Source organism: Nocardioides aurantiacus (genome assembly GCF_003752505.1).
Classification (GTDB): domain Bacteria; phylum Actinomycetota; class Actinomycetes; order Propionibacteriales; family Nocardioidaceae; genus Marmoricola; species Marmoricola aurantiacus.
In genome coordinates this window covers 386,985-408,225 of record NZ_RKHO01000001.1, presented here as the reverse complement: position 1 = coordinate 408,225, position 21,241 = coordinate 386,985, and the positions used below count along the sequence as shown (strand labels likewise).

Genomic DNA, 21,241 nt, shown 5'->3' with positions numbered 1-21,241 from the left:
TCCTGGGGCTCGGCCCTGGGGCTCGGTCCTGGGGCTCAGTCCTGGATGCGGGCGAAGGGGCGCGCGGCCTCGACCTCGTAGGCCACCTCGAGCAGCCGGCGGTCGCGGCCGCGGGCGGCCGAGAGCTGCACCCCGAGCGGCAGCCCGGCGGCCGAGGTCGCGAGCGGGAGCGAGACCGCGGGGTCGCCGGTGACGTTCTGCACCGGGGTGAACGCGACCCAGTCCAGGAGACGCTCGATCACCGTCTCGTAGGGCTGCGCGGGGCTGAGCCAGCCGATCTCGGGGGTGGGGCCGGCCACGGTCGGGCAGAGCAGCACGTCGTGGTCGGCGTACAGGCGCGCGGTGTGGCGGTGCGAGCGCTGCAGCCGCACGATCGCCTGCGGCACCCGCCACAGCCGTGACCGGCCGCGGGCGGCGAGGCCCCGGGTGAGGGCGTCGTTGCGGGAGCGGTCGTAGCCGCGGCCCCAGGTGCGCCGCCCGCCCGCGCTGATCGCCATCGCCAGGAAGGCCCAGTAGTCGAGGAAGTCCTCCGCGAGCGAGGCCGGGGCCGGCAGCGAGGCCGGCTCGACGTGGTGGCCCAGCGACTCCAGCAGCCGGCCGGCGTCCTCGGTGGCCGCGACCACCTCGGGCGCCACCGGGGCGCCGGTCAGGGTCTGGGTGACCAGCGCGACGCGGAGCCGCTTGCGGCCCGGCCGGGTCACGTCGCCGACCGGCGGCAGGCCGGGGTCGTGGTAGGCCCGCTCGGCCTCGCGCAGGAAGGCCGCGGTGTCGCGGACGCTGCGGCTGACGACGCCGTCGGCCACGATCTTGACCGGCATCTCGCGGTTCATCCGGTCCGAGGGCACCCGGCCGCGGGTCGGCTTGAGCCCGACCAGGCCGTTGACGGCCGCGGGGATCCGGATCGAGCCGCCGCCGTCGTTGGCGTGGGCCAGCGGCACCGCGCCGCCGGCCACGAACGCGGCCGACCCCGACGAGGAGGCGCCCGCGGTGTGCGCGGTGTGCCAGGGGGTCCGCACCGGCGGCTCGCCGACGGGCTCGGCACTGGCGGACAGGCCGTACTCCGAGAGCCGGGTCTTGCCCAGCACGGTCAGTCCCAGCAGCCCGAAGACCCGGGCCACGTCGCCGTCGGCGACCGCGGGCACCGCCTCGAAGGCCCGGGTGCCGTGCTGGGTCGGCAGGCCGAGCACGTCGCTGTTGTCCTTGACGAACGACGGGACGCCCGCGAAGTAGCCCGCGTGGGGCTTGTGCGACTCCTGCGCCGCCACGTCGAACCGCTCGGCGGCGAGACCGCCGACCACGGGGTCCAGGCGCCGGGTCCGCTCCACGGCCGCGGCCACCAGCTCGCCGCGCGAGACGCGTCCGGCCCGCAGCTCCTCGACCAGGCCGACGGCGTCGTGGTCGCCGAGCGCGTCGTCGCCGAAGGCGTGGACCCGCTCGGGCGTGCCGCTCATGCGGGGTCGACGCCGTCGTCGGTGGCCGCGCCGCCCCGGGTCTCGAGGAACTCCTCGACGCTCATCCGGTCGAGGTCCTCGCGGATCCGGCCCAGCATCGACGCGGCCTCCTCGCCCGGCCCGACGTCGGTGCGCCAGAGCACCGACCCGTCGGCGCGGCTGCGCACCACGACGTCGCCGCCGAGCCCCGCGGAGTCCCCCAGCGCCGAGCCGACCAGCACCCCGACGACGTCGGCGGCCCGCCTCCAGCCCGGTCGGTCGTGGACGTCGAGGACGGCTTCGTGGGTCGCGCTCGCGGGCGTCGGGGCCATCCCCGCAGCCTAGGGGTTCCGCGGGTCCGGTCCCGGTCCTTGCCGCGCGCAACTAGCCTGGTCGGGGCCGTGGATCCACGCGGTCGCGACCGTCCTCCCCTCCACCTCGCAGGAGCGTGCCTCGTGACCGCCACCTCGTCCCGCGCGACCGGCCCCGCACCGGCCGGCGCCGCCGGTGCCGCCGCGCCCCCCGGTGAGGAGCAGGGCGACTACACGCACGCCCAGATCCTCACCATCCTGTCGGGGCTGCTGCTCGGGATGTTCCTGGCCGCGCTCGACCAGTCGATCGTCAGCACCTCGATCCGGACCATCGCCGACGACCTCCAGGGGCTGTCCGCGCAGGCGTGGGTCACCACGGCGTACCTGATCACCTCGACGATCACGACGCCGATCTACGGCAAGCTCGGCGACCTCTACGGCCGCAAGAAGCTGTTCCTGTTCGCGATCACGGTGTTCATCATCGGCTCGGCGGCGTGCTCGTTCGCGACCTCGATGTGGAACCTCGCCGCGCTGCGCGCCGTGCAGGGCCTGGGCGCCGGCGGCCTGTTCACGCTCGTGCTCGCGATCATCGGCGACATCGTCAGCCCCCGGGAGCGGGCGAAGTATACCGGCTACTTCATGGCCGTCTTCGCCACCTCCAGCGTGCTCGGCCCGGTGGCCGGCGGACTGTTCGCCGGTCAGGACTCGATCCTCGGCGTGACCGGCTGGCGCTGGGTGTTCCTGATCAACGTGCCGATCGGCATCGCGGCGCTGTTCGTCGTCACCCGCAACCTGCACCTGCACCACGTGCGGCGCGAGGCCCGCATCGACTGGATGGGCGCCACCTCGCTCGTCGTCGCGCTGGTGCCGCTGCTCACGGTGGCCGAGCAGGGCCGCGAGTGGGGCTGGGGCTCCGGGCGCTCGCTGGCGGCGTACGTCATCGGTGCGGCGGGCGTCGCGGCCTTCGTGCTGGCCGAGCGGCGGATGGGCGACGACGCCCTGATCCCGCTGCGGATCTTCAAGCTCCGTGCCGCCGCCGTCGTGATCGGCGCGAGCGTCATCGTGGGCGCGGCGATGTTCGGGGCGATCACGGTGCTGCCGCAGTACATGCAGATCGTCCACGGCGCCTCCCCCACCAAGGCCGGCCTGATGATGCTGCCGATGGTGCTGGGCATGATGAGCGCCGGCATCGTGACCGGACAGATCACCTCGCGCACCGGCAGCATCCGGATCTTCCCGATCATCGGCTCCGGCATGGCCGGGCTGTCGATGGTCGCGCTGTCGTTCGTCGGCGCCGACACCAACCTGCTGTGGGTGATGGGCGGGATGGTGTTCCTCGGCCTGGGTCTGGGCCAGTGCATGCAGCCGCTGACGATCATCGTCCAGAACGCCGTGCCGCCGCGCGAGATCGGCGTCGCCACCAGCTCGGCCACCTTTTTCCGCCAGCTCGGCGGCACGCTCGGCGTCGCGATCTTCCTCTCGCTGCTGTTCAGCACGCTCGGTGACAACATCCGCACCGCCCTGACCTCGGCCGGGCCCGAGCTGCAGCGTGCGGCCGCCGACGGCACGATCCCGCAGAACGCCGTCGACGAGCAGGTGCTGACCGCGCTCCAGGGCGGCGGGGGCGGGGTGCTGTCCTCGGTGCAGGACGACTCCTCGGTGATCAGCCGGATGAGCGACCTGGTCGCCCACCCCTTCCAGGTCGGGTTCGCCGACTCGATGAGCCTCGTCCTGCTCGGCGGCGGCGTCGTGATGCTGCTGGCCTTCCTGATCCTCAACCTGCTGCCCGCCGTCGAGCTGCGCAGCACCTCGGCCAGCGCCGCCGCCCGGGCGGAGGGCCAGGCCGCCGCGCCGGCCGTCGCGACACCCGGTGCTCACCGGGCCGAGGCCGACCTCGACGGCGGCGCTCCTCCCGTCGCTCGTGGGCGACACGTGGCGGAGTAGGGCGGGAGGCTCCCTCCGCGCGGTCGGCGGCCGCCGGCCGCCGGCCGAGCCGGGCCCGATCCGGCCGCCGGCCCGAGCCGCATGTAACGCGGTGTTACCGCGGCCGTACACCCCTCACAGGGGTCGTTCACATGCAATAACCCCGCGTTACATGCGCCCCGCACCCCCGCCCGCGCTCAGCGGGCGCAGCCCCGCCGGTGGCAGCCGAGGAGGTGGGTGTCGACGAGGCCGGTGGCCTCCATCAGGGCGTGCATGGTGGTGGGGCCGACGAAGCCGAAGCCGCGGCGGCGCAGCTCCTCGGACAGCGCGGCCGACTCCGGCGAGGTCGTCGGCACCTCGGCCGGGACGCGGGGCTCGGGGTCGGACACCGGGGCGAAGCCGGCGACCAGCGCCACCAGGCCGTCGTCGTCGCGCAGCGCGACCGTGGCGCGGGCGTTGTGCAGCGTGGCCTCGACCTTGGCGCGGTTGCGCACGATGCCGGTGTCGGTGAGCAGGCGCTCGACGTCGTCGGGGCCCATGGCGGCGACCGCGTCGGGGTCGAAGCCGTGGAAGACCTCGCGGAACCGCTCGCGCTTGTCCAGGATGGTGCGCCACGAGAGCCCCGCCTGGAAGGCCTCGAGCGAGAGCCGCTCGAACAGGCCGCGCTCGTCGGTGACCGGCAGCCCCCACTCGGTGTCGTGGTAGTCGCGCATCGTGCCGGGCGTGCCGGCCCACGGGCAGCGGCGTACGCCGTCCTCCCCCAGGTCGGTGCCGTCGGTCACCGCAGGGCGTCGGACATCGCGGCCAGGTGCGCCGGGGTGGAGCCGCAGCAGGCGCCGACCATGTCGATGCCGGCGTCGCGCAGCGCGACCGCGTGGGCGGCCATGTCGGCGGGGGTGGCGTCGTACTCGAAGTGGTCGCCGACGACCTGGGGCAGCCCGGCGTTGGACTGCGCGATCAGCAGCAGCCCGTCGGGACGGGCCGCGACCATCGCGGCGGCGATCCTGGTCATCTCCTCAGGGCCGCGGCCGCAGTTGGCGCCCACGGCGTCCGCACCGGCGGCGGCCAGGCGGCGCACGGCCTCCGCGGGGTCGAGGCCCATCATCGTGTGCAGGTTGGTGTCGAAGCTGAACGTGACGACCACCGGCAGCTCGGGGGCCACCTCGCGGGCCGCGGCGAGTGCGGCCTCGGCCTCGGCCGCGTCGCTCATCGTCTCGATGAGCACCAGGTCGATGCCGCCGGCCACGAGACCGCGCAGCTGGGCGGCGAAGAGCTCCTGGACGTCGGCGGGCTCAAGCGTGCCCAGCGGCGCCATCAGCTCGCCGGTGGGGCCGAGGTCACCGGCCACCAGGGCGCCGACGCGGTCGGCCTCCTTGCGGGCCAGCCGGGCGCCGGCCTCGTTGACCTCGTGGACGCGGTCGGCCAGGCCGTGCATCTCCAGGCGCGGGCGGGTGCCGCCGAAGGTGTTGGTGGTGAGCACGCGGGCGCCGGCCTCGGCGTAGGCCCGGTGGGCGTCGCGGACGGCGTCCGGGCGGTCGAGGTTCCACAGCTCGCCCGAGCCGCCGTCGTCGAGCCCCATGTCCTGGAGCAGCGTGCCCATCCCCCCGTCGACCAGCACGACGCCGTCGGCGACGAGGTCGGACAGCGAGCGGGACGGGGACGGGGACGGGGTCGCGGCAGTGGTCACCTGCCTGAGCCTAGGTCGCGGGCGGGCGCACGGCGAGGGGCGTCAGGGCCCGCGCGTCCGGAGGCGTACGCCGGGCAGCGGCGGGGCGTGCAGCGGCTCCATCGGGTCGTCGGCCGGCAGCTCGAAGCGCGAGGTGTCGCCGGCGTCCAGCCGGGCCTCCCACGCGTCGCGGTGGGCGACCACCTCGTCGTGGTCGCGACCGATGAAGTTCCACCACATCACGATCTTCTCGCCGAACGGCTCACCGCCCAGGAGCAGCAGCCGGGTGGGCACCTCCGCGGTCAGCGCGAGGGTGTCGGAGCCCGGGGCGACGTAGCCCAGCTCGTCCTTGCCCAACGGCTTCCCGCCGACGCGCACCGCGCCGGTGTCCACCAGCACCCCCAGCTCGTACGCCGGGTCGACGGCGACCTCGAGCGACGCACCGGCGGCCAGCAGCAGCTCGGCGCCCAGCAGCGGCGTGTGCGTCCGCACGGGCGAGGTGGAGCCCAGCAGGGAGCCCAGGAAGACCCGCGCCTCCCAGCCGTCACCGGTCACCGGCTCGGGCGCGTGGTGCTCGAAGGCCGGGTCGGTCTCGCGGCGGCCGTCGGGCAGCGCCAGCCACAGCTGGGCGCCGTGCAGGGTGGTGGTGCCCGGGGTGGAGTACTCGCTGTGGCTGATGCCCCGCCCGGCGGTCATCAGGTTGACCTCGTCGGGACGCACGGTCGCGTGGTGGCCCGCGGAGTCGCGGTGCTCGATCTCGCCGGTGAACAGCCAGCTCACGGTCTGCAGCCCGGTGTGCGGGTGTGGCGGCACGACCATGCCGCCCGAGTCGTCGACGGCGTCGGGGCCATAGTGGTCGACGAAGCACCAGGCGCCGATGAGGCTGCGCTGCCGCTGCGGCAGCGTACGACGCACCGTCATCGCCCGCAGCCCGCCCAGCGGCACGTCACGGGGCGTCAGGACCTCCATGGCCCCAGCCTGCCACCCGCGTCCACCCCCGCGCCCGCCCCCGTGACGACGCGCGAGCACCATGGGGGGATGACGACCGACGTGCTCCCCCACGGCTCCTGGCCCTCCCCCGTCTCGGCCCGCGACCTGGTCGCGGGGGGCGGCGTGGCGGCGGAGCCCCGCGCCGACGGCGACGACGTCTACTGGTTGGCCACCACCACCGACGGCGGCTCGCGCGTGGTGCTCCACCGCCGCGACGCCGCCGGGACCGTCGGCGAGGTCTCGCCGGACTGGATGTCGGTGCGCTCGCGCGTCCACGAGTACGGCGGCGGGGCGTACGCCGTCGCGCGCGGCGTCGTGGTCGCCGTCGACTTCACCACGCAGCGGCTGTGGCGCCTCGACGGCACCCCCCGCCCCCTGAGCGGCGAGACCACCGGGGCGGCCGTGCGCTGGGGCGCGCCGCTGGTCGACCTCGACCGCGGGATCGTGCTCGTGGTCCGAGAGGACCACCGCGACCGCGACGCCGAGCCGCTCAACGAGCTGGTGCGGCTGCCGCTGGAGCCCGAGGGCGAGCCCGGGTTCGGCGACGTCGTCGTGGCCGGCCGTCGCCGGTCGCTGCCGCGTCCGGACGCCGACGACGCGGGCGACCCGGCCCGGCCCGACTTCGTCTCCGACCCGGTCCTCTCCCCCGACGGCCGGCGGCTGGCATGGGTGCAGTGGTCGCACCCCGCGATGCCCTGGGACGCCGCGTCCGTGCTGGTCGCCGAGCTCGACGGCGCCGGGGCGCCCGGACTGGCGCGCCTGGTCGCGGGCGGCGAGGACGGCACCGCGGTCGAGCCGGTCTGGGTCGACGACGACCGGCTCGCCTTCCTCACCGAGTCCGAGGGCTTCGCGGTGCCGCACCTCGTCGACGTCACCGACCCGGGCGGGGACGCGCAGCCGCTCGCGCCCACCGGCACCGAGTGGGGGCTCCCCGCGTGGATGCTGCGGACGCGCACCCTCGCGCTGCTGCCCGACGGCCGGCTGGTCGGCGTGCGCCACGTCGACGGGACGGCGCGGCTGAGCGTGGTCGACCCGAGCGCCACGGACCCGGTGCCGGTCGACCTCGACCTGCCCCTGGTCTCGGCGTCCGGCCTGGCCACCCACGCCGGTGGCCTCGTCGTCGACGCCGGCCTTCCCGACGTGGGCTGGGCGGCGGTCACCGTCGCCGTCGACGGAGACGCCGCCTCCCTGGAGGTGGTGGCCGTGCGCGGCACGGTGCCCGACGCGGCGTACCTCGCCCGCGCCGAGGCGATCAGCTGGACGGGCTCGGGCGGGGACGTGGCCCACGGCTTCCTGCACCGACCGACCCACCCCGACGTCCGGGGCCCCGAGGACGAGCTGCCGCCGCTGGTGGTCGTCGCGCACGGCGGCCCGACCTCGGCCACCACGACGGTGCCGCGGGCGGCGTACACCTTCTTCACCAGCCGGGGCATCGCGGTGCTCGACGTCGACTACGCCGGCTCGACCGGCTACGGCCGCGCCTACCGCGAGCGGCTGCGCGGGCAGTGGGGCGTCGCGGACGTCGAGGACGTCGTCGCGGGTGCCCGTCACCTCGCCGACACCGGGGTCGTCGACGGGCGGCGGCTCGGGGTGCGGGGCGGCTCCGCGGGCGGGTACGTCGTGCTGGCCGCGCTCGCCTTCCACGACGCCTTCTCCGCCGGGGTCAGCCTGTTCGGCGTCTCCGACCCCTCGCTGCTGGCGCAGGAGACGCACAAGTTCGAGTCGCGCTACCTCGACGGCCTGATCGGGCCGTGGCCGGCCGCGCGGGCGACGTACGAGGAGCGCTCGCCGCTGCACCACGTCGACGGGATCGACGCGCCGCTGCTGCTCCTGCAGGGCCTCGAGGACAAGGTCGTGCCGCCGTCGCAGGCCCGGGCGATGGCGCGGGGTCTGCGCGAGAAGCACCTGCCGGTCGCCCTCGTGGAGTTCGCGGGCGAGGGACACGGCTTCCGCAACCCGGACGCGATCGTCCGGGCCGCGGAGCTCGAGCTGTCGTTCCTGGCGCAGCTGTGGGGCTACGAGCCCGCCGAGGAGCTGCCGGTCCTCGAGATCGAGAACCTGCCGCAGCCCGACCGGGACTAGCTGCTGGGCAGGACCTTCGTGGCCGACTTCTTGGCGCCGCGGGTCAGGCCGTCGAGCAGCAGGCCGACGCCGATGCCGAGCATCCAGACGTCCTTGCTGACGCCGAGACCGTCCTGGGTCGGCCACGGGGTGCCGGGCTTCCGCAGGCCGGGGGTGTTCCAGTAGAGGCCCATCAGGCCGCCGGAGAACCCGGTCAGCGCCGCACCGGCGACGGTCGGCGACACGACGGGCGCGAGGAGCGCGGCCCCCACGGCCATCTCCCCGGCGGACAGCGCCGAGAGGAACGTGGTCGGCTTGAGGTCCTTGAGCACCGGGTAGGTGCCCGACGCCATGCCGTGCAGCGCCTGGGCGGTGCCCTCGTCGCCGCTCCACTTCTCGATGCCGGAGTGGAGCACGAACGCGCCGACGGCGAGACGGGTGGGCAGGTTGCGCAGGTTCATGGGTCCTCCGGGGAGCCGGTGATGGGGTGCCCGCGGCAACCTGCCGCGGCACCGGGCTATTCCAGCACCGACGCACGACAGCCCCGGCCGAGGGGCCGGGGCTGTCGGGTGGAGCAGGTGCGGTGGTGCGTCAGCGGGCGCGGCCACGGCTGAAGTCGGCGGCGCTGTGCGAGCCGCCGGACGCCGCGGGGGCACCGGCGCGACGGCCGCGGCCGCCCCCACCGGAACGCGTGCCTGCGGGAGCACCCTGGCCGCCTCCGGAGCGACGGGAACCGCTCGTCGCGGCGCCCTGGCCGCCCTGTCCGCCGGAGCCGCCGGGGCCGCCGGAGCGACCGCCGCTGCGACGACGGCGTCCGCCGCCGGCGCCCTGCGGGCGCGAGCCGCCCTGGCCGGCGCCCTGGCCGGAGCCCTGGCGGACCTGCGGGCGCTCGTCGACGAGGCCGCCCTCGACCAGGGTGCGCTCGCCGGGGGCGAGGTCGCGCAGCAGCGCGTGCGCCGGGCCGGGGATCTTGGTGACGGTGGGCTTGATGCCGGCCGCGCGGGTGAGGTCGCGGACGTCGCGCACCTGCTGGTCGGTCATCAGGGTGACGACGGTCCCGGCGGCACCGGCGCGGGCGGTGCGGCCCGAGCGGTGCAGGTAGGCCTTGTGCTCGGCCGGCGGGTCGGCGTGGACCACGAGGGTGACGTCGTCGACGTGGATGCCGCGGGCGGCGATGTCGGTGGCGACCAGGGTGGTGGCGCGACCGGAGTGGAACGCCTCCATGTTGCGGGTGCGGGCGTTCTGGGCGAGGTTGCCGTGCAGCTCGACCGTGGGCACGCCGCGGGAGTTCAGCTGCCGGGCCAGCGCCTTGGCGCCGTGCTTGGTCCGGGTGAAGACCACGGTGCGGCCGGGCGCCGAGGTCAGGTCGACCAGCACCGGGACCCGCTGCTCGCGCGGCAGGTGCAGCACGTGGTGGTCCATCTGGGACACCGGCGACTGCGCCGAGTCGGCCTCGTGCACGGCCGGGTCGACGAGGAAGCGCTTGACCAGCACGCCGACGGCGTTGTCGAGCGTGGCGGAGAAGAGCATCCGCTGTCCGCCGCGGGGCGTGGCCTCGAGGAGGCGGCGCACGGCGGGCAGGAAGCCGAGGTCGGCCATGTGGTCGGCCTCGTCGAGGATCGTGATCTCGACCTGCGAGAGGTCGGCGAAGCCCTGCTGGATGAGGTCCTCGAGCCGGCCGGGGCAGGCGATGAGGACGTCGACGCCGTCGCGCAGGGCGCGGACCTGGGGGTTCTGGCCCACGCCGCCGAAGACGGTGCGGGTGGTGAGGCCGTGGAGCGCGGCCAGCGGCGCCAGCGCCTCGTCGATCTGCGAGACCAGCTCGCGGGTCGGGGCGAGGATCAGGGCGCGGGGCTTGCGCGCCGTACGACGCCGACCGGACGCCGCGAGGCGGGTCACCATCGGCAGCAGGAAGGCCAGGGTCTTGCCCGAGCCGGTGCGGCCGCGGCCGAGGACGTCGCGTCCCTTGAGGGAGTCGGGCAGCGTGGCCGCCTGGATCGGGGTGGGGTCGGTGATGCCCTGGCGCGCGAGCTCGTCGGACAGGGTCGTGGGCAGGCCGAGGCCTGGGAAGGAAGACAAAGGGATATCGCTCTCAGAAGAGGTGGTGGTCCCCGCAACAAGCCGCTGGGACCTGGGCGGTCCGGGGCAACGGTCGGCGTGGAGCCCGTGCGCTCCGAGGAGCGGGAGTCAGGCTGCGACACGCGTCAGGACCGAAGCGGGTGGACGGTCCTAGTGGGACCAGCCTAGGGCAACCTGTCCGGATCGCCCGCATCGAGCGCGTGCGCCGTACGTCATACGGCGTGGCTTCGGTGACGACCACCCCGTAGGACGCTCCGCGGGCTCAGGCGTCGGCGAGGGCGTGCGAGACGACCGCCACGACCGCCCTCGCCAGCGACTCGTGGCCGTCCTCGGGGCGCTCGGGCACCACGTGGTGCACGATGCCGGCGGCGAGCAGCGAGGCGGCGTCCACGCCCTGGGCCGCCGCCATCTCCGGTGCGTGGTCGACGTCGCCGTGGCGGATCACGCTGGCGCCCTCGGGCGGCAGCGGGGAGAGCCAGGCGTTGCTGGTCGCCACCACGGTGCGGGCCGGCAGCAGCGCGAGCGCGCCACCGCCGCAGCCCTGGCCGAGGACGACCGAGACGGTCGGGACGGTCAACGTCGTGAGGGTGGCGATGCAGCGGGCGATCTCACCGGCGACGGCGCCCTCCTCGGCGGCCTGCGACAGCTCGGCGCCGGGGGTGTCGACGACGGTGACGAGCGGCAGCCGCAGCTCCTCGGCCAGCGCCATCCCGCGGCGGGCCTCGCGCAGCGCAGCGGGGCCGAGCGGCGTGGTGGCGGTCTGGCGCAGCCGGTCCTGCCCGACGAGCACGCACGGCTGCCCGTCGAGCCGGGTCAGCGCCACGATCACCGAGGCGTCGCGCTCGCCCATCTGGGTGCCTCCGAGCGCGAGGGTGTCGGTGGCGGCGTACCTCGTCAGCTCGCGTACGCCGAGCCGCTCGTCGGACCGCGTGAGCAGCACCGAGTCCCACACCCCGACGGGGTCGGCGACGTCGCGGCGCGGCTCCAGGGCCGGGGCGACCGGCGGGTCGACGAGCACCGCAAGGGTGCGGTCGACCAGCTCGGGCAGGGCTGACGTCGCGACCACCGCGTCGATGACGCCGTGGGCGGCGAGGTTCTCCGCGCGCTGCACCCCGTCGGGGAAGGAGCTGCCGTTGAGCGCCTCGTAGACCTTGGGCCCGAGGAACCCGACCAGCGCGCCGGGCTCGGCGACGGTGACGTGGCCGAGCGAGCCCCAGGACGCGAAGACGCCGCCGGTGGTGGGGTGGCGCAGGTGGACGAGGTAGGGCAGGCCGGCGGCCCGGTGGGCCATCACGGCACGGGAGATCTCGGCCATCTGCCAGAAGGCGGGCGTGCCCTCCTGCATCCGCGTGCCGCCCGAGGCGGTGGTGGCCAGCAGCGGGAGGCCCTCGGCGGTGGCGCGGCGCACGGCGGCCACGATCCGCCGCGCCGCGGCCAGGCCGATCGAGCCACCGAGGAAGCGGAACTCGTTGACCACGACCGCGACGGGCCGACCGCGGACCAGGCCGCGTCCGGTGACCACCGACTCGTCGGTGCCCGCCTTCTCGGCGGCCGCCTCGAGCTCGGCGCGGTAGGCCTCGGGGTGGCCCGAGATGTCGACCGGCTCGTCCCAGCACTCGAAGGAGTCGGGGTCCAGCACCAGCGCGACCAGGTCGCGCACCCCCCAGCGCTTGGTCACGCGTCCTCCTCCAGCCACCGCCGGACCGAGGCACCGTGCTCGTCGAGCGTGGGCGGGGCCTGGTGCTGCGTGCGGGTGACCTCGGTGCCGTCGCCGGCGAAGAACCGCAGCGGCGGTCCGGGCAGCTGGACCCGGCCGAGCACCGCGTGCTCGACGTCGACCAGCAGGCCCTGGCTGAGCGTCTGGTCCCAGGCGTAGACCTCGTCCACGGTGCGCACCTTGCCGGCGGGCACGCCGATCTCGGCCAGTCGGGCGAGCAGCGGCTCGGCGTCCCAGTCGGCGAAGACCTCCTCGACCAGCGCGACCACGCGGTCCTTGGCCGCGACCCGCTCGGGGTTGCTGGCCAGGCCGGGGGTGGCGGGGTCGACGTCGAAGCCGGCGCAGAACCGCTTCCACAGCCCCTCGCTGCCGACCGAGATCTGCACCGCGCCGTCGCGGCAGTGGAACAGCCCGTACGGCGTGATCGAGGGGTGGTGGTTGCCCTGCGCGCGGCCGACCTCGCCGGCCACGGTCCAGCGGGTGCCCTGGAAGGCGTGCACCCCGACGGTGGCAGCGAGCAGCGAGGTCCGCACCACCGTGCCGACGCCGGTGCGGTCCCGCTCGTGGAGCGCGGCGAGGACGCCGTACGCGCCGTACATGCCGGCCAGCAGGTCGGAGATCGGGACGCCCACGCGCTGCGGGTCGTCGGGCCCGGAGCCGGTGAAGGACATCAGCCCGGCCTCGCCCTGCGCGATCTGGTCGTAGCCGGCGCGGCCGCCCTCGGGGCCGTCGTGGCCGAACCCGGTCACCGAGAGCACCACCAGGCGCGGGTTGCGCTGCTGGAGCAGCTCGAAGCCCAGCCCGAGCCGGTCGAGCACGCCGGTGCGGAAGTTCTCCACCAGCACGTCGGCGCGGTCCACCAGCTGCAGCAGCACCTCACGGTCGGCCTCGGCCTTGAGGTCGAGGGTGATCGACTCCTTGTTGCGGTTGGCCGAGAGGAAGTACGTCGACTGCCGGTCGTCCTCGGGGCCCACGAAGGGCGGCCCCCAGCCGCGGGTGTCGTCGCCGTGGCCCGGCGCCTCGACCTTGATCACACGGGCGCCGAGGTCGCCCAGCATCATCGAGGCCTGCGGGCCGGCCAGGGCACGGGACAGGTCGACGACGAGGACGTCGGAGAGGGGCCCGACGGCGGGGTCTGCGGAGGGGTCGGTCACGGGGTTCACCATCCCGGCAGCACGAGTGCCGCCCACACGAGGAGGGGTCCGACCAGGGTGACGAGCACGCCGTAGGTCAGGATCTGCTTGTAGTAGACCGGCTCCTCGACGGTGTCCGGCCGATTGGCCAGCATCAGCGCACCGTTGGTCGAGAAGGGGCTCACGTCCACGATGGTGGACGACACCGCCAACGCCGCGACGAACAGGGCCGCGTTGATGCCGCCGTCCGCGATCAGCGGCACCGCGATCGGGATGATCACCGGCAGCAGCGCCGTCGAGCTGGCGAAGGCCGAGACCACGCCGCCGACGTAGCAGAGGATCAGCGCACCGATGGCGACCGCGCCCAGGCCGGCGGCCCAGGTCCCGACGAACTCCGGTGCCTCGGCGGTGGTGAGCACCGTGGCGTAGGTGCTGACGCCGGCCACCAGCAGGACGGTGGGCCAGGCGATCTGCTTCACGGCGTCCTTGTGCTGCTGGGGGCTGAGCATGTTGAGCAGGACCGCCGCCGTGATGGCCACGAAGCCGATGTTCTTGTCGAAGGCGAGCGCGATGACGGCGACCGCGACGAAGGCGACGAGGGTGAGCACCTGGTCGTGGCGCACGCCGGGGTTGGCGGTCTTCGTGCCGGTCGCCGTCGAGGTGCCGTAGCCGCGCTGCGGGATGGCCGCCCCACCGCGGTGCAGGTCGTCCGACAGCGTGTCGGGGTCCGCGGGGTCGAGCCGCTGGCTCATCAGCGAGCGGCCTCCGAGGGCGACGAAGAGCCCGAGCGCGAGGATGAAGTTGACGACCAGGCTGGCCAGGAACACCGCGATCTCGCTCGAGGGGAGACCGGCACCCTCCATCACCGAGTTGGTGATGGTGCCGTAGATGCTGATCGGCGAGAAGCCACCGGCCTGCGCGCCGTGGACGACCATCATGCCCATCATCAGCGGGCTGATCCTGTAGCGGCCGGCGAAGCCGAGCGCGATCGGTCCGATGATCGCGCAGGCGGCCGGGCTGGCCGCGCCGATGGCGGTGAGCAGCGCGGTCACGAAGAACATCACCCACGGGATCAGCGCGACGCGCCCACCGACCGCCCGGACCGCGCTGCGCACGATCAGGTCGACGGTGCCGTTGTTCCTCGCGATCGCGAAGAGGTACGTCACGCCGATCAGCGTCAGGATCAGGTCACCGCTGACGCCGCCGAGGATCGTCTTCTCGTCGAGGTCGAGGGCGTACATGCCGACCAGCCAGGCCGCGACGTACGCCAGGGCCCCCATGTTGATCGGCAGCAGCGTGCCGATCACGAACAGTGCTACCAGGGCGAGGATCGCCACCCATTCCGGTCCCATCGACCGACCACCTTTGCTTGTGCCGTCGTGCCCCTGTGAGCGGGGTCACGTACTGGATCAGTGGCCTAGCCAATAGCCCAACAGTCCAGTTGTCAATAGACTCCCGTCATGACCGAGCGCTCCCCCGCTGCGTTTCCCGGCCGGTTGAACCGCAGCCGCCTCTACGAGCAGGTGGCCGAGCAGATCACGGCGTGGATCGCCGAGAACGGGCTGCGGGCCGGCGACCGGATCCCCCCGGAGCGCGAGCTCGCCACCCGGCTGGGAGTCAGCCGGGCGACGCTGAGCCAGGCCCTGGTCGCGCTCGAGGTGATCGGCGTGGTCGCGGTGCGGCACGGCGACGGGACGGTCGTGACCCGGGCCGGGGCGGCGCGCATCGTCGAGGCGATCCGCGCCCACGCCGACCGGCTGCCCGAGATCATCGACACCCGCGACGCCCTGGAGACGAAGCTCGCGGCGCTCGCGGCGCAGCGACGCACCGACGAGGACCTCGCACGCATCGACGCCGCCCTGGCCGGCATGGCCGCCGACGTCGAGGCCGGAGGCCGCGGCGTCGCCGGCGACGAGCAGTTCCACGGCGCCGTGACGGCGGCCGCCCACTCGCTGCTGCTGGCCCGGCTGATGGAGGAGATCTCCGAGCTGATCCGCGAGACCCGGCTGGAGTCGCTCTCGCAGCCCGACCGGCCGCGCGCTTCCCTCGCCGGGCACCGGGCCGTCGCCGAGGCGATCCGCGCCGGCGACCCCGCCGCCGCCGCGGCCGCGATGCACGACCACGTGGCGATGGTCAGCGACGTCGCGCTGCTGCGCGGACCCGCGACCGGGTGAGCCCGCTCGAGGTCCTCGCCGTCCTCGGCGCCGGGCTCGCGGCGGGCGTGCTCACCTCGACCGTCGGCGTCGCCTCGCTCGCGAGCTTTCCCGTCCTGGTCGCGCTGGGCGTCCCACCCGTCACCGCCAACGCCTCCAACACGGTCGGGCTGCTGCCCGGGGCGCTGAGCGGGTCCTTCGGCTACCGCCGCGAGCTGCGGGTCCACCCCCGCGTCGCGGTCGCCGTCCTGGCCACGTGCGCCGTCGGCGCGGTCGCGGGGGCGCTGCTGCTGCTCGCCCTGCCACCGGGCGTCTTCGAGGCGGTCGTCCCGTGGCTGGTGCTGATGACCGCCGTGCTCGTCGGGGTGCAGCCGTGGGTCTCCGCCCGGGTCCGCGCCCGCCGCGGAGAAGGAGCCGCCGACCGCCTCACGATGTCGCCGGCGACGACGGCGTTCGCGACGCTGACGGGCGTCTACGGCGGCTACTTCGGCGCCGGTTCGGGCGTGATGATGATGGCCGTCCTCGGCTTCGGCCTCGACATCGAGCTGCGGGTCGTCAACGCCCTCAAGACCCTCGCCGTGATGGCCGGCAACCTGGTCGCCACCCTGGTCTTCCTCGTCCTCGCCCCGCTGGACTGGCGCGTGATCGCGCTCCTGGCGGTCGGGTCGGTCGTGGGCGGGTACGCCGGCTCCTTCGTCGGCCGCCGCCTCCCCGACCGGGTGCTCCGCACCCTCGTCGTGACCGCCGGGCTGGGGGCGTTCGTCGCGCTGCTGTAGCGGGGGGCCGCCGTGTAGATCGGGGCCGTGGACGCAGGACACGGGCGGTGCGTGCGGCTAGCCCTTCCCGGGCTTGGGCGGCAGCTGCCGGACCCGCTCCAGCCCGACGTCGACCCAGCGCCGCAGGTCGTCGACCTCGAGGCAGCCCTCGGCCGCGACGCGGAGCCAGCCCTCTGCCGGCCGACCGCCCATCACCATCGGCTCCACGTGCCGCTCGGCGAGCAGCGCACCCGCCCGGTCGGGGTCGACGCGCATCATCAGGTCGCCGCGGGAACCCGCCGCCACCGCCATGTGGCCACCGACCAGGAACCCCAGCCCCCCGAACATCTGCTTCTCGACCACCTCGCTCGGCACGTCGAGGTCGTCGGTCGTCTCGAGCACGTCCCGGATGCGGTCGGCCAGCTCCACGTCGTACGCCATGGCGCCAGGGTCTCCCAGCCGCGTGCGCCGCGGAAGGGCACGGCGCATGATTGACCGCATGGGCTGGTGGGAGGACCGTGTCGTGCCGGGCCTGGTGGACCGGGCGCTGAAGGGCCGCGACATCGGCGAGCTGCGGGCCGAGGCGTGCGCCGGGCTGGACGGGACCGTGCTGGAGCTCGGGTTCGGCGGTGGGCTCAACCTGCGTCACCTGCCCGCTGCGGTCACCCGGGTCGACGCGGTCGAGCCGGCCGACCGGGGCTGGGCGCTCTCGGAGCGTCGGCGGGCCCGGCACGACCTGCCGGTGCAGCGGGTCGGCCTCGACGGGCAGCGGCTCGACGCCGCCGACGCGTCCTACGACCACGTGCTGTGCACGTTCACGCTCTGCACGATCCCGGACCCGTCGCTCGCGCTGCGGGAGGTACGCCGCGTGCTGCGGCCCGGCGGCACGCTGGCGTTCCTCGAGCACGGTCTCGCCCCCACGGCGGTGGTCGCCCGGTGGCAGCGTCGGCTCGACCCGCTGCAGCGCCGCGTGGCCGGCGGCTGCCACCTCAGCCGTGACGTGCCGGCCCTGGTCGCGGCGTCCGGCCTGCAGCCCGGTCCGGTGCGGGCGGCGTACCTCCCGGGGCCGCGGACTCCCTGGACCTTCGGCTACCTGGGCACCGCGACCGCGCCCTGACCGCGCCCTGACCAAGCCGTGACCGGGCCCTGACCGGGACCCCGTGGCGGTCGGGCACCTGAGTTCCTAGGGTGGCCCGATGACGACGGTTCGCCAGGTCCAGGTCACCTTCGACTGCAGGGAGCCGAGACGGGTGGCCCACTTCTGGGCGCAGGTCCTCGGGTACGACGAGGCGCCGGACGCCGAGCCGCACTGGGCCGCCTGCTCCGACCCCGGCGGCGTCGGTCCACGGCTCTACTTCCAGCGGGTGCCCGAGGGCAAGACGGTCAAGAACCGGCTGCACCTCGACGTGCGCGTCGGCCCCGGCCTGGTCGGCGACGAGCGGCTGGCCGCACTCCGCGCCGAGGCCGCCCGGCTCGAGGCGCTGGGGGCGACGCAGGTGCGGCTGATGCTCGCCGACGAGGAGGACGAGTCGTGCCTGGTGATGCAGGACGTCGAGGGCAACGAGCTCTGCCTCGACTGAGCCCTCAGCGCCGGGGCTCGTAGCGGTGCGCGACGACGCCCTCGCCGAGGTCCTCGCTGCTCACCCGCCGCAGGTCGAGCGCCGCGGGCAGGCCGGCGAGCAGGGTGGGCCCGTGGCCCACCACGACCGGGTGGACCACCAGCTCGTACTCGTCGACCAGGCCTGCGCGGGCCAGCACGAGCGGCACCTCGACCCCACCCACGAGCAGGCCACGGCCCGGCTGCTCCTTGAGCCGGGCGACGCCCTCGGCGAGGTCTGGGCGCACCAGCTCGGCGTTCCAGTCGACGTGCTGCAGGGTGCGCGAGACGACGTGCTTGCGCGCCGCGTGGAGGCCCGCCACGAAGGGGTCCGTCGAGGTCCCTGACTCGGCGTCGGCCCGGAAGCCGGCCTCCATCAGCTCGTAGGTCACCCGGCCGAGGAGCAGCCCGTCGGACCGTGCCAGGTTGTCGGTCGCGTGCCGGTGCAGCACGGCCTGGACCGCCTCCGTGCCACCGAAGGCCGCGTGGTCGACGCAGCCGTCGAGGGAGACGTTGATCGAGTAGCGGAGCGGGCGCACCGGCCCAGCATGGCCCGCGCGAACCGGGTCGGGAACCCCCGTGAGGACTACGGTGCTCGGATGACGCAGCTGGTGCGGGTCCACAACTTCGGCGTGTCGAGCGACGGGTACGCCGCCGGGGATGGCCAGAGCCTGGAACGACCCTTCGGCCACGCGGACCCGATGGCGCTGATGTCCTGGGCGGGGGCGACCGCGAGCTGGCCCAACCGGACCGACCCGGGCGGCAGCCGCGGCCTCGAGGACTACCTCGTGCGCGACTTCCACCGCAACGTCGGCGCCGAGGTCATGGGCCGCAACAAGTTCGGCCCCCAGCGCGGCCCCTGGACCGACCACGACTGGCAGGGCTGGTGGGGCGACGAGCCGCCGTTCCACACCCCGGTGCTGGTGATGACCCACCACCCGCGGCCCTCCTTCACGCTGGGCGACACGACCTTCCACTTCGTCGGCGGCGAGCCGGCGGAGGTGCTCGAGCGCGCGCTCGAGGCGGCCGGGGGGCGCGACGTACGCCTGGGCGGGGGCGCCGAGAGCATCCGGCAGTTCCTCGACGCCGGACTCGTCGACACCCTCCACGTCGCGGTCGCGCCGGTCGAGCTGGGCGCCGGCTCGCGGTGGTGGAGCTCCCCCGACGACCTGCTCGACCGCTACCACCGCGACGTCGTGCCCGGCAGCGGCGGCGTCGTGCACCACCTGTTCTGGCGCGACTGAGCCGGGTCCGCGTCAGGCCCCCAGCACGCGGCTGCTCTCGACCTCCTGGGCGAGCCGTCGCAGGATCGCGACCAGCGGGTCGATCATCACCGTGCCCACCACGACCGTGTGCAGCGCCGCCGCGGGCGACGGGGCCCGGGCCGCGATGGCGACGTCGACCGCCGCGAGCCGGAGCGCCGCGTCGGCGTACGCCCGGACCGCGGTGTCGGGCAGCGGCACGCCGGCCGCCCGGACGTCGGCGACGGCGCGGGTCAGGGCCCCGAGCAGCGGGCTGTGCAGGCACGACTCCCAGCCGAGCTCGCGCATCCAGCCGACCACCTCCGCGCTGGGAGCGACGGGCTCCACCGGCGGGGGCAGCGCGTGGTGGGCGACGCCCAGGAGCTCGTGCGGGGAGGCCGGCGGATCGTCGAGCGCCGCGATCACGGCTCGCACGGCGGCGATCCCGAGACCGCCCGACTCGACGAGCGCGCGGACCAGCCGCAGCCGCTCCAGGTGGGCCTCGTCGTACTCCGCCCGGGTGCGGGCCGTGGCCACCCCGGGCATGAGCAGGCCCTCGCGCAGGTAGTACTTCAGCGTCGGCAGGCTGACGCCCGAGGCCTCGGCCAGCTCGGAGATCCGCACGCGTCCCCCTTGACATCGGATAGTGCGGCTACCCATCGTGGGTGTCGCAGATAGCGACACTATCCAATCGGAGCCCGCGATGCCCGCACCCGCACCTCGCGTCACCCACGCCTACGACGGCGACCTCGTCCTCTTCCTGATCGGTGTCCGCCTCCACCAGCCGTGGCGGCTCGGCGTCGTCGGTCGGGTCCTGGCCGCGATGCCCCGGATGATCGCCGAGCTCGAGCGCAACCGGCAGCAGGCCGAGCGCGGCGAGGCCGAGGACCTCGGCTTCCTCGGGGCCCGCTACCTGCTCGACGGCGGCCACCCCACGGTCCTGCAGTACTGGCGCAGCACCGAGCAGCTCTACCGCTACGCCGCTGCCCCCGGGCTCGAGCACCGGCCGGCCTGGAAGGCCTTCTACGGGTACGCCGCGTCGGCGCCGCGGGCGGTCACCATCTGGCACGAGACCTATGCGGTCCCCGCCGGCGGGCTCGAGTCGATCTACGCCGGGGCGGCCGACTTCGGGCTCGCCTCGCTCGACGGCACCGTGCGGGTCGCCCGACGCGGGGAGCGCGCCCGCGAGCGTCTCGCCGGCTGACCCCACGATCCCCGGTCGCGGGCCGCGGGGAGGACGTCGGGGTGGTGCGGCACGCTTGCCCCGTGAGCCCCTCGATCCGACCGCCGCACTCGATCGTGCTGCTCGTGGGGCGTGAGGACTACACCGCCCCCACGTCCTTCGGCGGCGCCCCGTGCGTCGCCACCGCGGACTGCGTCGCCGTGGCCACCCTCAGCCCGGTCGACGGCCCGACGGTCGTCTCGGTCGCACCGACCGCCGGGGACCGGCCGCTGGTCGCGCTGGGCACGTTCACGATCGAGTCCGAGGGACTGGCCTCGGTGCGCGACGTCTTCCACCGCGAGCACGACGCGATGGGGGTCGAGCCGGGGCTGGTCGAGGTGCAGGTGCTGACCGACGGTGCCGAGGAGCCGGACGAGGTGCGGTTCGTCGTACGACCCGCGCCGGCGGGGTGAGACCTCCCCATCCGGGGGCGGGCTCCGCGGCACGCCTGTCTCCGCTGCACCGCCGCCCGTGGGTGCCGCCGGGCCGGTCGGCCGCTATTCGGCGTCGCCCCGCAGCGCGCGAAGACGGACGCGGAGCTCGTCCGAGACCCGCGCCTTGGTGCCGGTCTGGTAGTCGAAGGTGACGACGAGCGACTCACCGTCTGCTGCGACCGCGTCGTGGCGGTGACTCACCGCCCGGTAGAGCACCGCGAACCGGTCCTCGCCGACGTCGCCGACCCGGGCCCCGACGGTGACGGTGTCGGGGTAGGTCAGCGGGATCCGGAACCGGCAGCTCGCCGAGTGCAGGATCGGGCCGACGCCGTCGGACTGCCCGACCTGCCCCAGCCCGAGCTCGCCGAAGCAGGCGAGCCGCGCGGTCTCGAAGTAGCGGAAGTAGACGGTGTTGTTGACGTGGCCCAAGGCGTCCATGTCGCCCCACGCGACGGGGATCTCCACCCTCACGGGGAAGTCGACGAGCAGTCCGGCGATCCGATCCGTGTCCGTCACCGGCTCAGGCTAT

23 protein-coding genes are annotated in these 21,241 nt (G+C 74.8%); 9 read left to right on the top strand and 14 right to left on the bottom strand.

Translation table 11 applies throughout. From position 1 onward, the window contains the following. Nucleotides 1-35 precede the first annotated feature (35 nt). A complete protein-coding gene (locus EDD33_RS01960; protein WP_123388894.1) occupies nucleotides 36-1,451 on the bottom strand; it encodes an amidase in 1,416 nt (471 codons plus the stop codon). After that, complete coding sequence (locus tag EDD33_RS01955; protein ID WP_123388893.1) at nucleotides 1,448-1,762, bottom strand: hypothetical protein; 315 nt, start codon at nucleotides 1,760-1,762, stop codon at nucleotides 1,448-1,450. The genes EDD33_RS01960 and EDD33_RS01955 overlap by 4 nt, the downstream gene beginning before the upstream one ends. Nucleotides 1,763-1,885: 123 nt before the next feature. Between EDD33_RS01955 and EDD33_RS01950 the strand changes: the two genes are divergently transcribed. Then, entirely contained in the window at nucleotides 1,886-3,685 is a 1,800-nt protein-coding gene (locus EDD33_RS01950; RefSeq protein ID WP_123388892.1) for an MDR family MFS transporter, read from the top strand. Between the two features lie 176 nt (nucleotides 3,686-3,861). Here the strand turns inward: EDD33_RS01950 and EDD33_RS01945 are convergent, their stop codons facing one another. The 3 genes from EDD33_RS01945 to EDD33_RS01935 are packed head-to-tail and all read right to left on the bottom strand — an operon-like array spanning nucleotide 3,862 to nucleotide 6,299. Continuing rightward, complete coding sequence (locus EDD33_RS01945; RefSeq protein WP_123388891.1) at nucleotides 3,862-4,446, bottom strand: DNA-3-methyladenine glycosylase I; 585 nt, start codon at nucleotides 4,444-4,446, stop codon at nucleotides 3,862-3,864. Beyond that, nucleotides 4,443-5,351, bottom strand: coding sequence for a homocysteine S-methyltransferase family protein (locus tag EDD33_RS01940; protein WP_211332380.1), 909 nt, complete (start codon nucleotides 5,349-5,351; stop codon nucleotides 4,443-4,445). Before EDD33_RS01940 ends, EDD33_RS01945 begins: the two co-directional genes overlap by 4 nt. 42 nt (nucleotides 5,352-5,393) lie before the next feature. After that, nucleotides 5,394-6,299, bottom strand: a complete 906-nt coding sequence (locus tag EDD33_RS01935) for a pirin family protein (protein WP_246003317.1) — start codon at nucleotides 6,297-6,299, stop codon at nucleotides 5,394-5,396. A gap of 69 nt (nucleotides 6,300-6,368) precedes the next feature. On the opposite strand from EDD33_RS01935, the gene EDD33_RS01930 reads away from it, so the two are divergent. Then, nucleotides 6,369-8,402: a S9 family peptidase gene (locus EDD33_RS01930; protein ID WP_123388889.1), complete on the top strand. Its 2,034-nt coding sequence runs from the start codon at nucleotides 6,369-6,371 to the stop codon at nucleotides 8,400-8,402. Here EDD33_RS01930 and EDD33_RS01925 read toward each other — a convergent pair. From EDD33_RS01925 to EDD33_RS01905, 5 genes are all read right to left on the bottom strand, one after another. Then, the gene (locus EDD33_RS01925) at nucleotides 8,399-8,842 is read right to left on the bottom strand and encodes a hypothetical protein (RefSeq protein WP_123388888.1); all 444 of its coding nucleotides are present in this window, start codon (nucleotides 8,840-8,842) and stop codon (nucleotides 8,399-8,401) included. The two genes, EDD33_RS01930 and EDD33_RS01925, sit on opposite strands and share 4 nt — an antisense overlap. 130 nt (nucleotides 8,843-8,972) lie before the next feature. Then, nucleotides 8,973-10,460 (bottom strand): DEAD/DEAH box helicase, encoded by a 1,488-nt coding sequence (locus tag EDD33_RS01920; protein ID WP_123388887.1) that lies wholly within the window; start codon nucleotides 10,458-10,460, stop codon nucleotides 8,973-8,975. 262 nt (nucleotides 10,461-10,722) lie between these two features. Next, a complete protein-coding gene (locus EDD33_RS01915) occupies nucleotides 10,723-12,138 on the bottom strand; it encodes a carboxyl transferase domain-containing protein (protein ID WP_123388886.1) in 1,416 nt (471 codons plus the stop codon). Beyond that, nucleotides 12,135-13,331, bottom strand: a complete 1,197-nt coding sequence (locus EDD33_RS01910) for a CaiB/BaiF CoA transferase family protein (RefSeq protein ID WP_246003316.1) — start codon at nucleotides 13,329-13,331, stop codon at nucleotides 12,135-12,137. Before EDD33_RS01910 ends, EDD33_RS01915 begins: the two co-directional genes overlap by 4 nt. A gap of 5 nt (nucleotides 13,332-13,336) precedes the next feature. Beyond that, a complete protein-coding gene (locus EDD33_RS01905; RefSeq protein WP_123388884.1) occupies nucleotides 13,337-14,662 on the bottom strand; it encodes an SLC13 family permease in 1,326 nt (441 codons plus the stop codon). A 108-nt stretch (nucleotides 14,663-14,770) separates the two neighbouring features. Here EDD33_RS01905 and EDD33_RS01900 point away from each other — a divergent pair, with 108 nt between their 5' ends. Then, entirely contained in the window at nucleotides 14,771-15,484 is a 714-nt protein-coding gene (locus EDD33_RS01900; RefSeq protein ID WP_123388883.1) for a FadR/GntR family transcriptional regulator, read from the top strand. Next, a complete protein-coding gene (locus tag EDD33_RS01895) occupies nucleotides 15,481-16,239 on the top strand; it encodes a sulfite exporter TauE/SafE family protein (protein ID WP_123388882.1) in 759 nt (252 codons plus the stop codon). The genes EDD33_RS01900 and EDD33_RS01895 overlap by 4 nt, the downstream gene beginning before the upstream one ends. A gap of 57 nt (nucleotides 16,240-16,296) precedes the next feature. On the opposite strand, the gene EDD33_RS01890 is transcribed toward EDD33_RS01895, so the two are convergent. Then, complete coding sequence (locus EDD33_RS01890) at nucleotides 16,297-16,659, bottom strand: TfoX/Sxy family protein (protein WP_123388881.1); 363 nt, start codon at nucleotides 16,657-16,659, stop codon at nucleotides 16,297-16,299. A gap of 46 nt (nucleotides 16,660-16,705) precedes the next feature. Here EDD33_RS01890 and EDD33_RS01885 point away from each other — a divergent pair, with 46 nt between their 5' ends. Further along, the gene (locus EDD33_RS01885; RefSeq protein ID WP_246003315.1) at nucleotides 16,706-17,335 is read left to right on the top strand and encodes a class I SAM-dependent methyltransferase; all 630 of its coding nucleotides are present in this window, start codon (nucleotides 16,706-16,708) and stop codon (nucleotides 17,333-17,335) included. Between the two features lie 79 nt (nucleotides 17,336-17,414). Further along, entirely contained in the window at nucleotides 17,415-17,798 is a 384-nt protein-coding gene (locus tag EDD33_RS01880) for a VOC family protein (protein WP_123388879.1), read from the top strand. A gap of 4 nt (nucleotides 17,799-17,802) precedes the next feature. Here EDD33_RS01880 and EDD33_RS01875 read toward each other — a convergent pair whose 3' ends face one another. Further along, the gene (locus tag EDD33_RS01875) at nucleotides 17,803-18,354 is read right to left on the bottom strand and encodes a dihydrofolate reductase family protein (RefSeq protein WP_123388878.1); all 552 of its coding nucleotides are present in this window, start codon (nucleotides 18,352-18,354) and stop codon (nucleotides 17,803-17,805) included. Nucleotides 18,355-18,414: 60 nt separating this feature from the next. Here EDD33_RS01875 and EDD33_RS01870 point away from each other — a divergent pair, with 60 nt between their 5' ends. Then, entirely contained in the window at nucleotides 18,415-19,059 is a 645-nt protein-coding gene (locus EDD33_RS01870; protein WP_123392895.1) for a dihydrofolate reductase family protein, read from the top strand. A 12-nt stretch (nucleotides 19,060-19,071) separates the two neighbouring features. On the opposite strand, the gene EDD33_RS01865 is transcribed toward EDD33_RS01870, so the two are convergent. Continuing rightward, entirely contained in the window at nucleotides 19,072-19,680 is a 609-nt protein-coding gene (locus EDD33_RS01865; RefSeq protein WP_123388877.1) for a MerR family transcriptional regulator, read from the bottom strand. 79 nt (nucleotides 19,681-19,759) lie between these two features. Here EDD33_RS01865 and EDD33_RS01860 point away from each other — a divergent pair, with 79 nt between their 5' ends. After that, nucleotides 19,760-20,260, top strand: coding sequence for a DUF4188 domain-containing protein (locus EDD33_RS01860; RefSeq protein WP_123388876.1), 501 nt, complete (start codon nucleotides 19,760-19,762; stop codon nucleotides 20,258-20,260). A gap of 62 nt (nucleotides 20,261-20,322) precedes the next feature. Then, nucleotides 20,323-20,691, top strand: coding sequence for a hypothetical protein (locus tag EDD33_RS01855; protein WP_123388875.1), 369 nt, complete (start codon nucleotides 20,323-20,325; stop codon nucleotides 20,689-20,691). Nucleotides 20,692-20,775: 84 nt separating this feature from the next. On the opposite strand, the gene EDD33_RS01850 is transcribed toward EDD33_RS01855, so the two are convergent. Next, the gene (locus EDD33_RS01850) at nucleotides 20,776-21,228 is read right to left on the bottom strand and encodes an acyl-CoA thioesterase (protein ID WP_211332379.1); all 453 of its coding nucleotides are present in this window, start codon (nucleotides 21,226-21,228) and stop codon (nucleotides 20,776-20,778) included. Nucleotides 21,229-21,241: the final 13 nt, after the last annotated feature.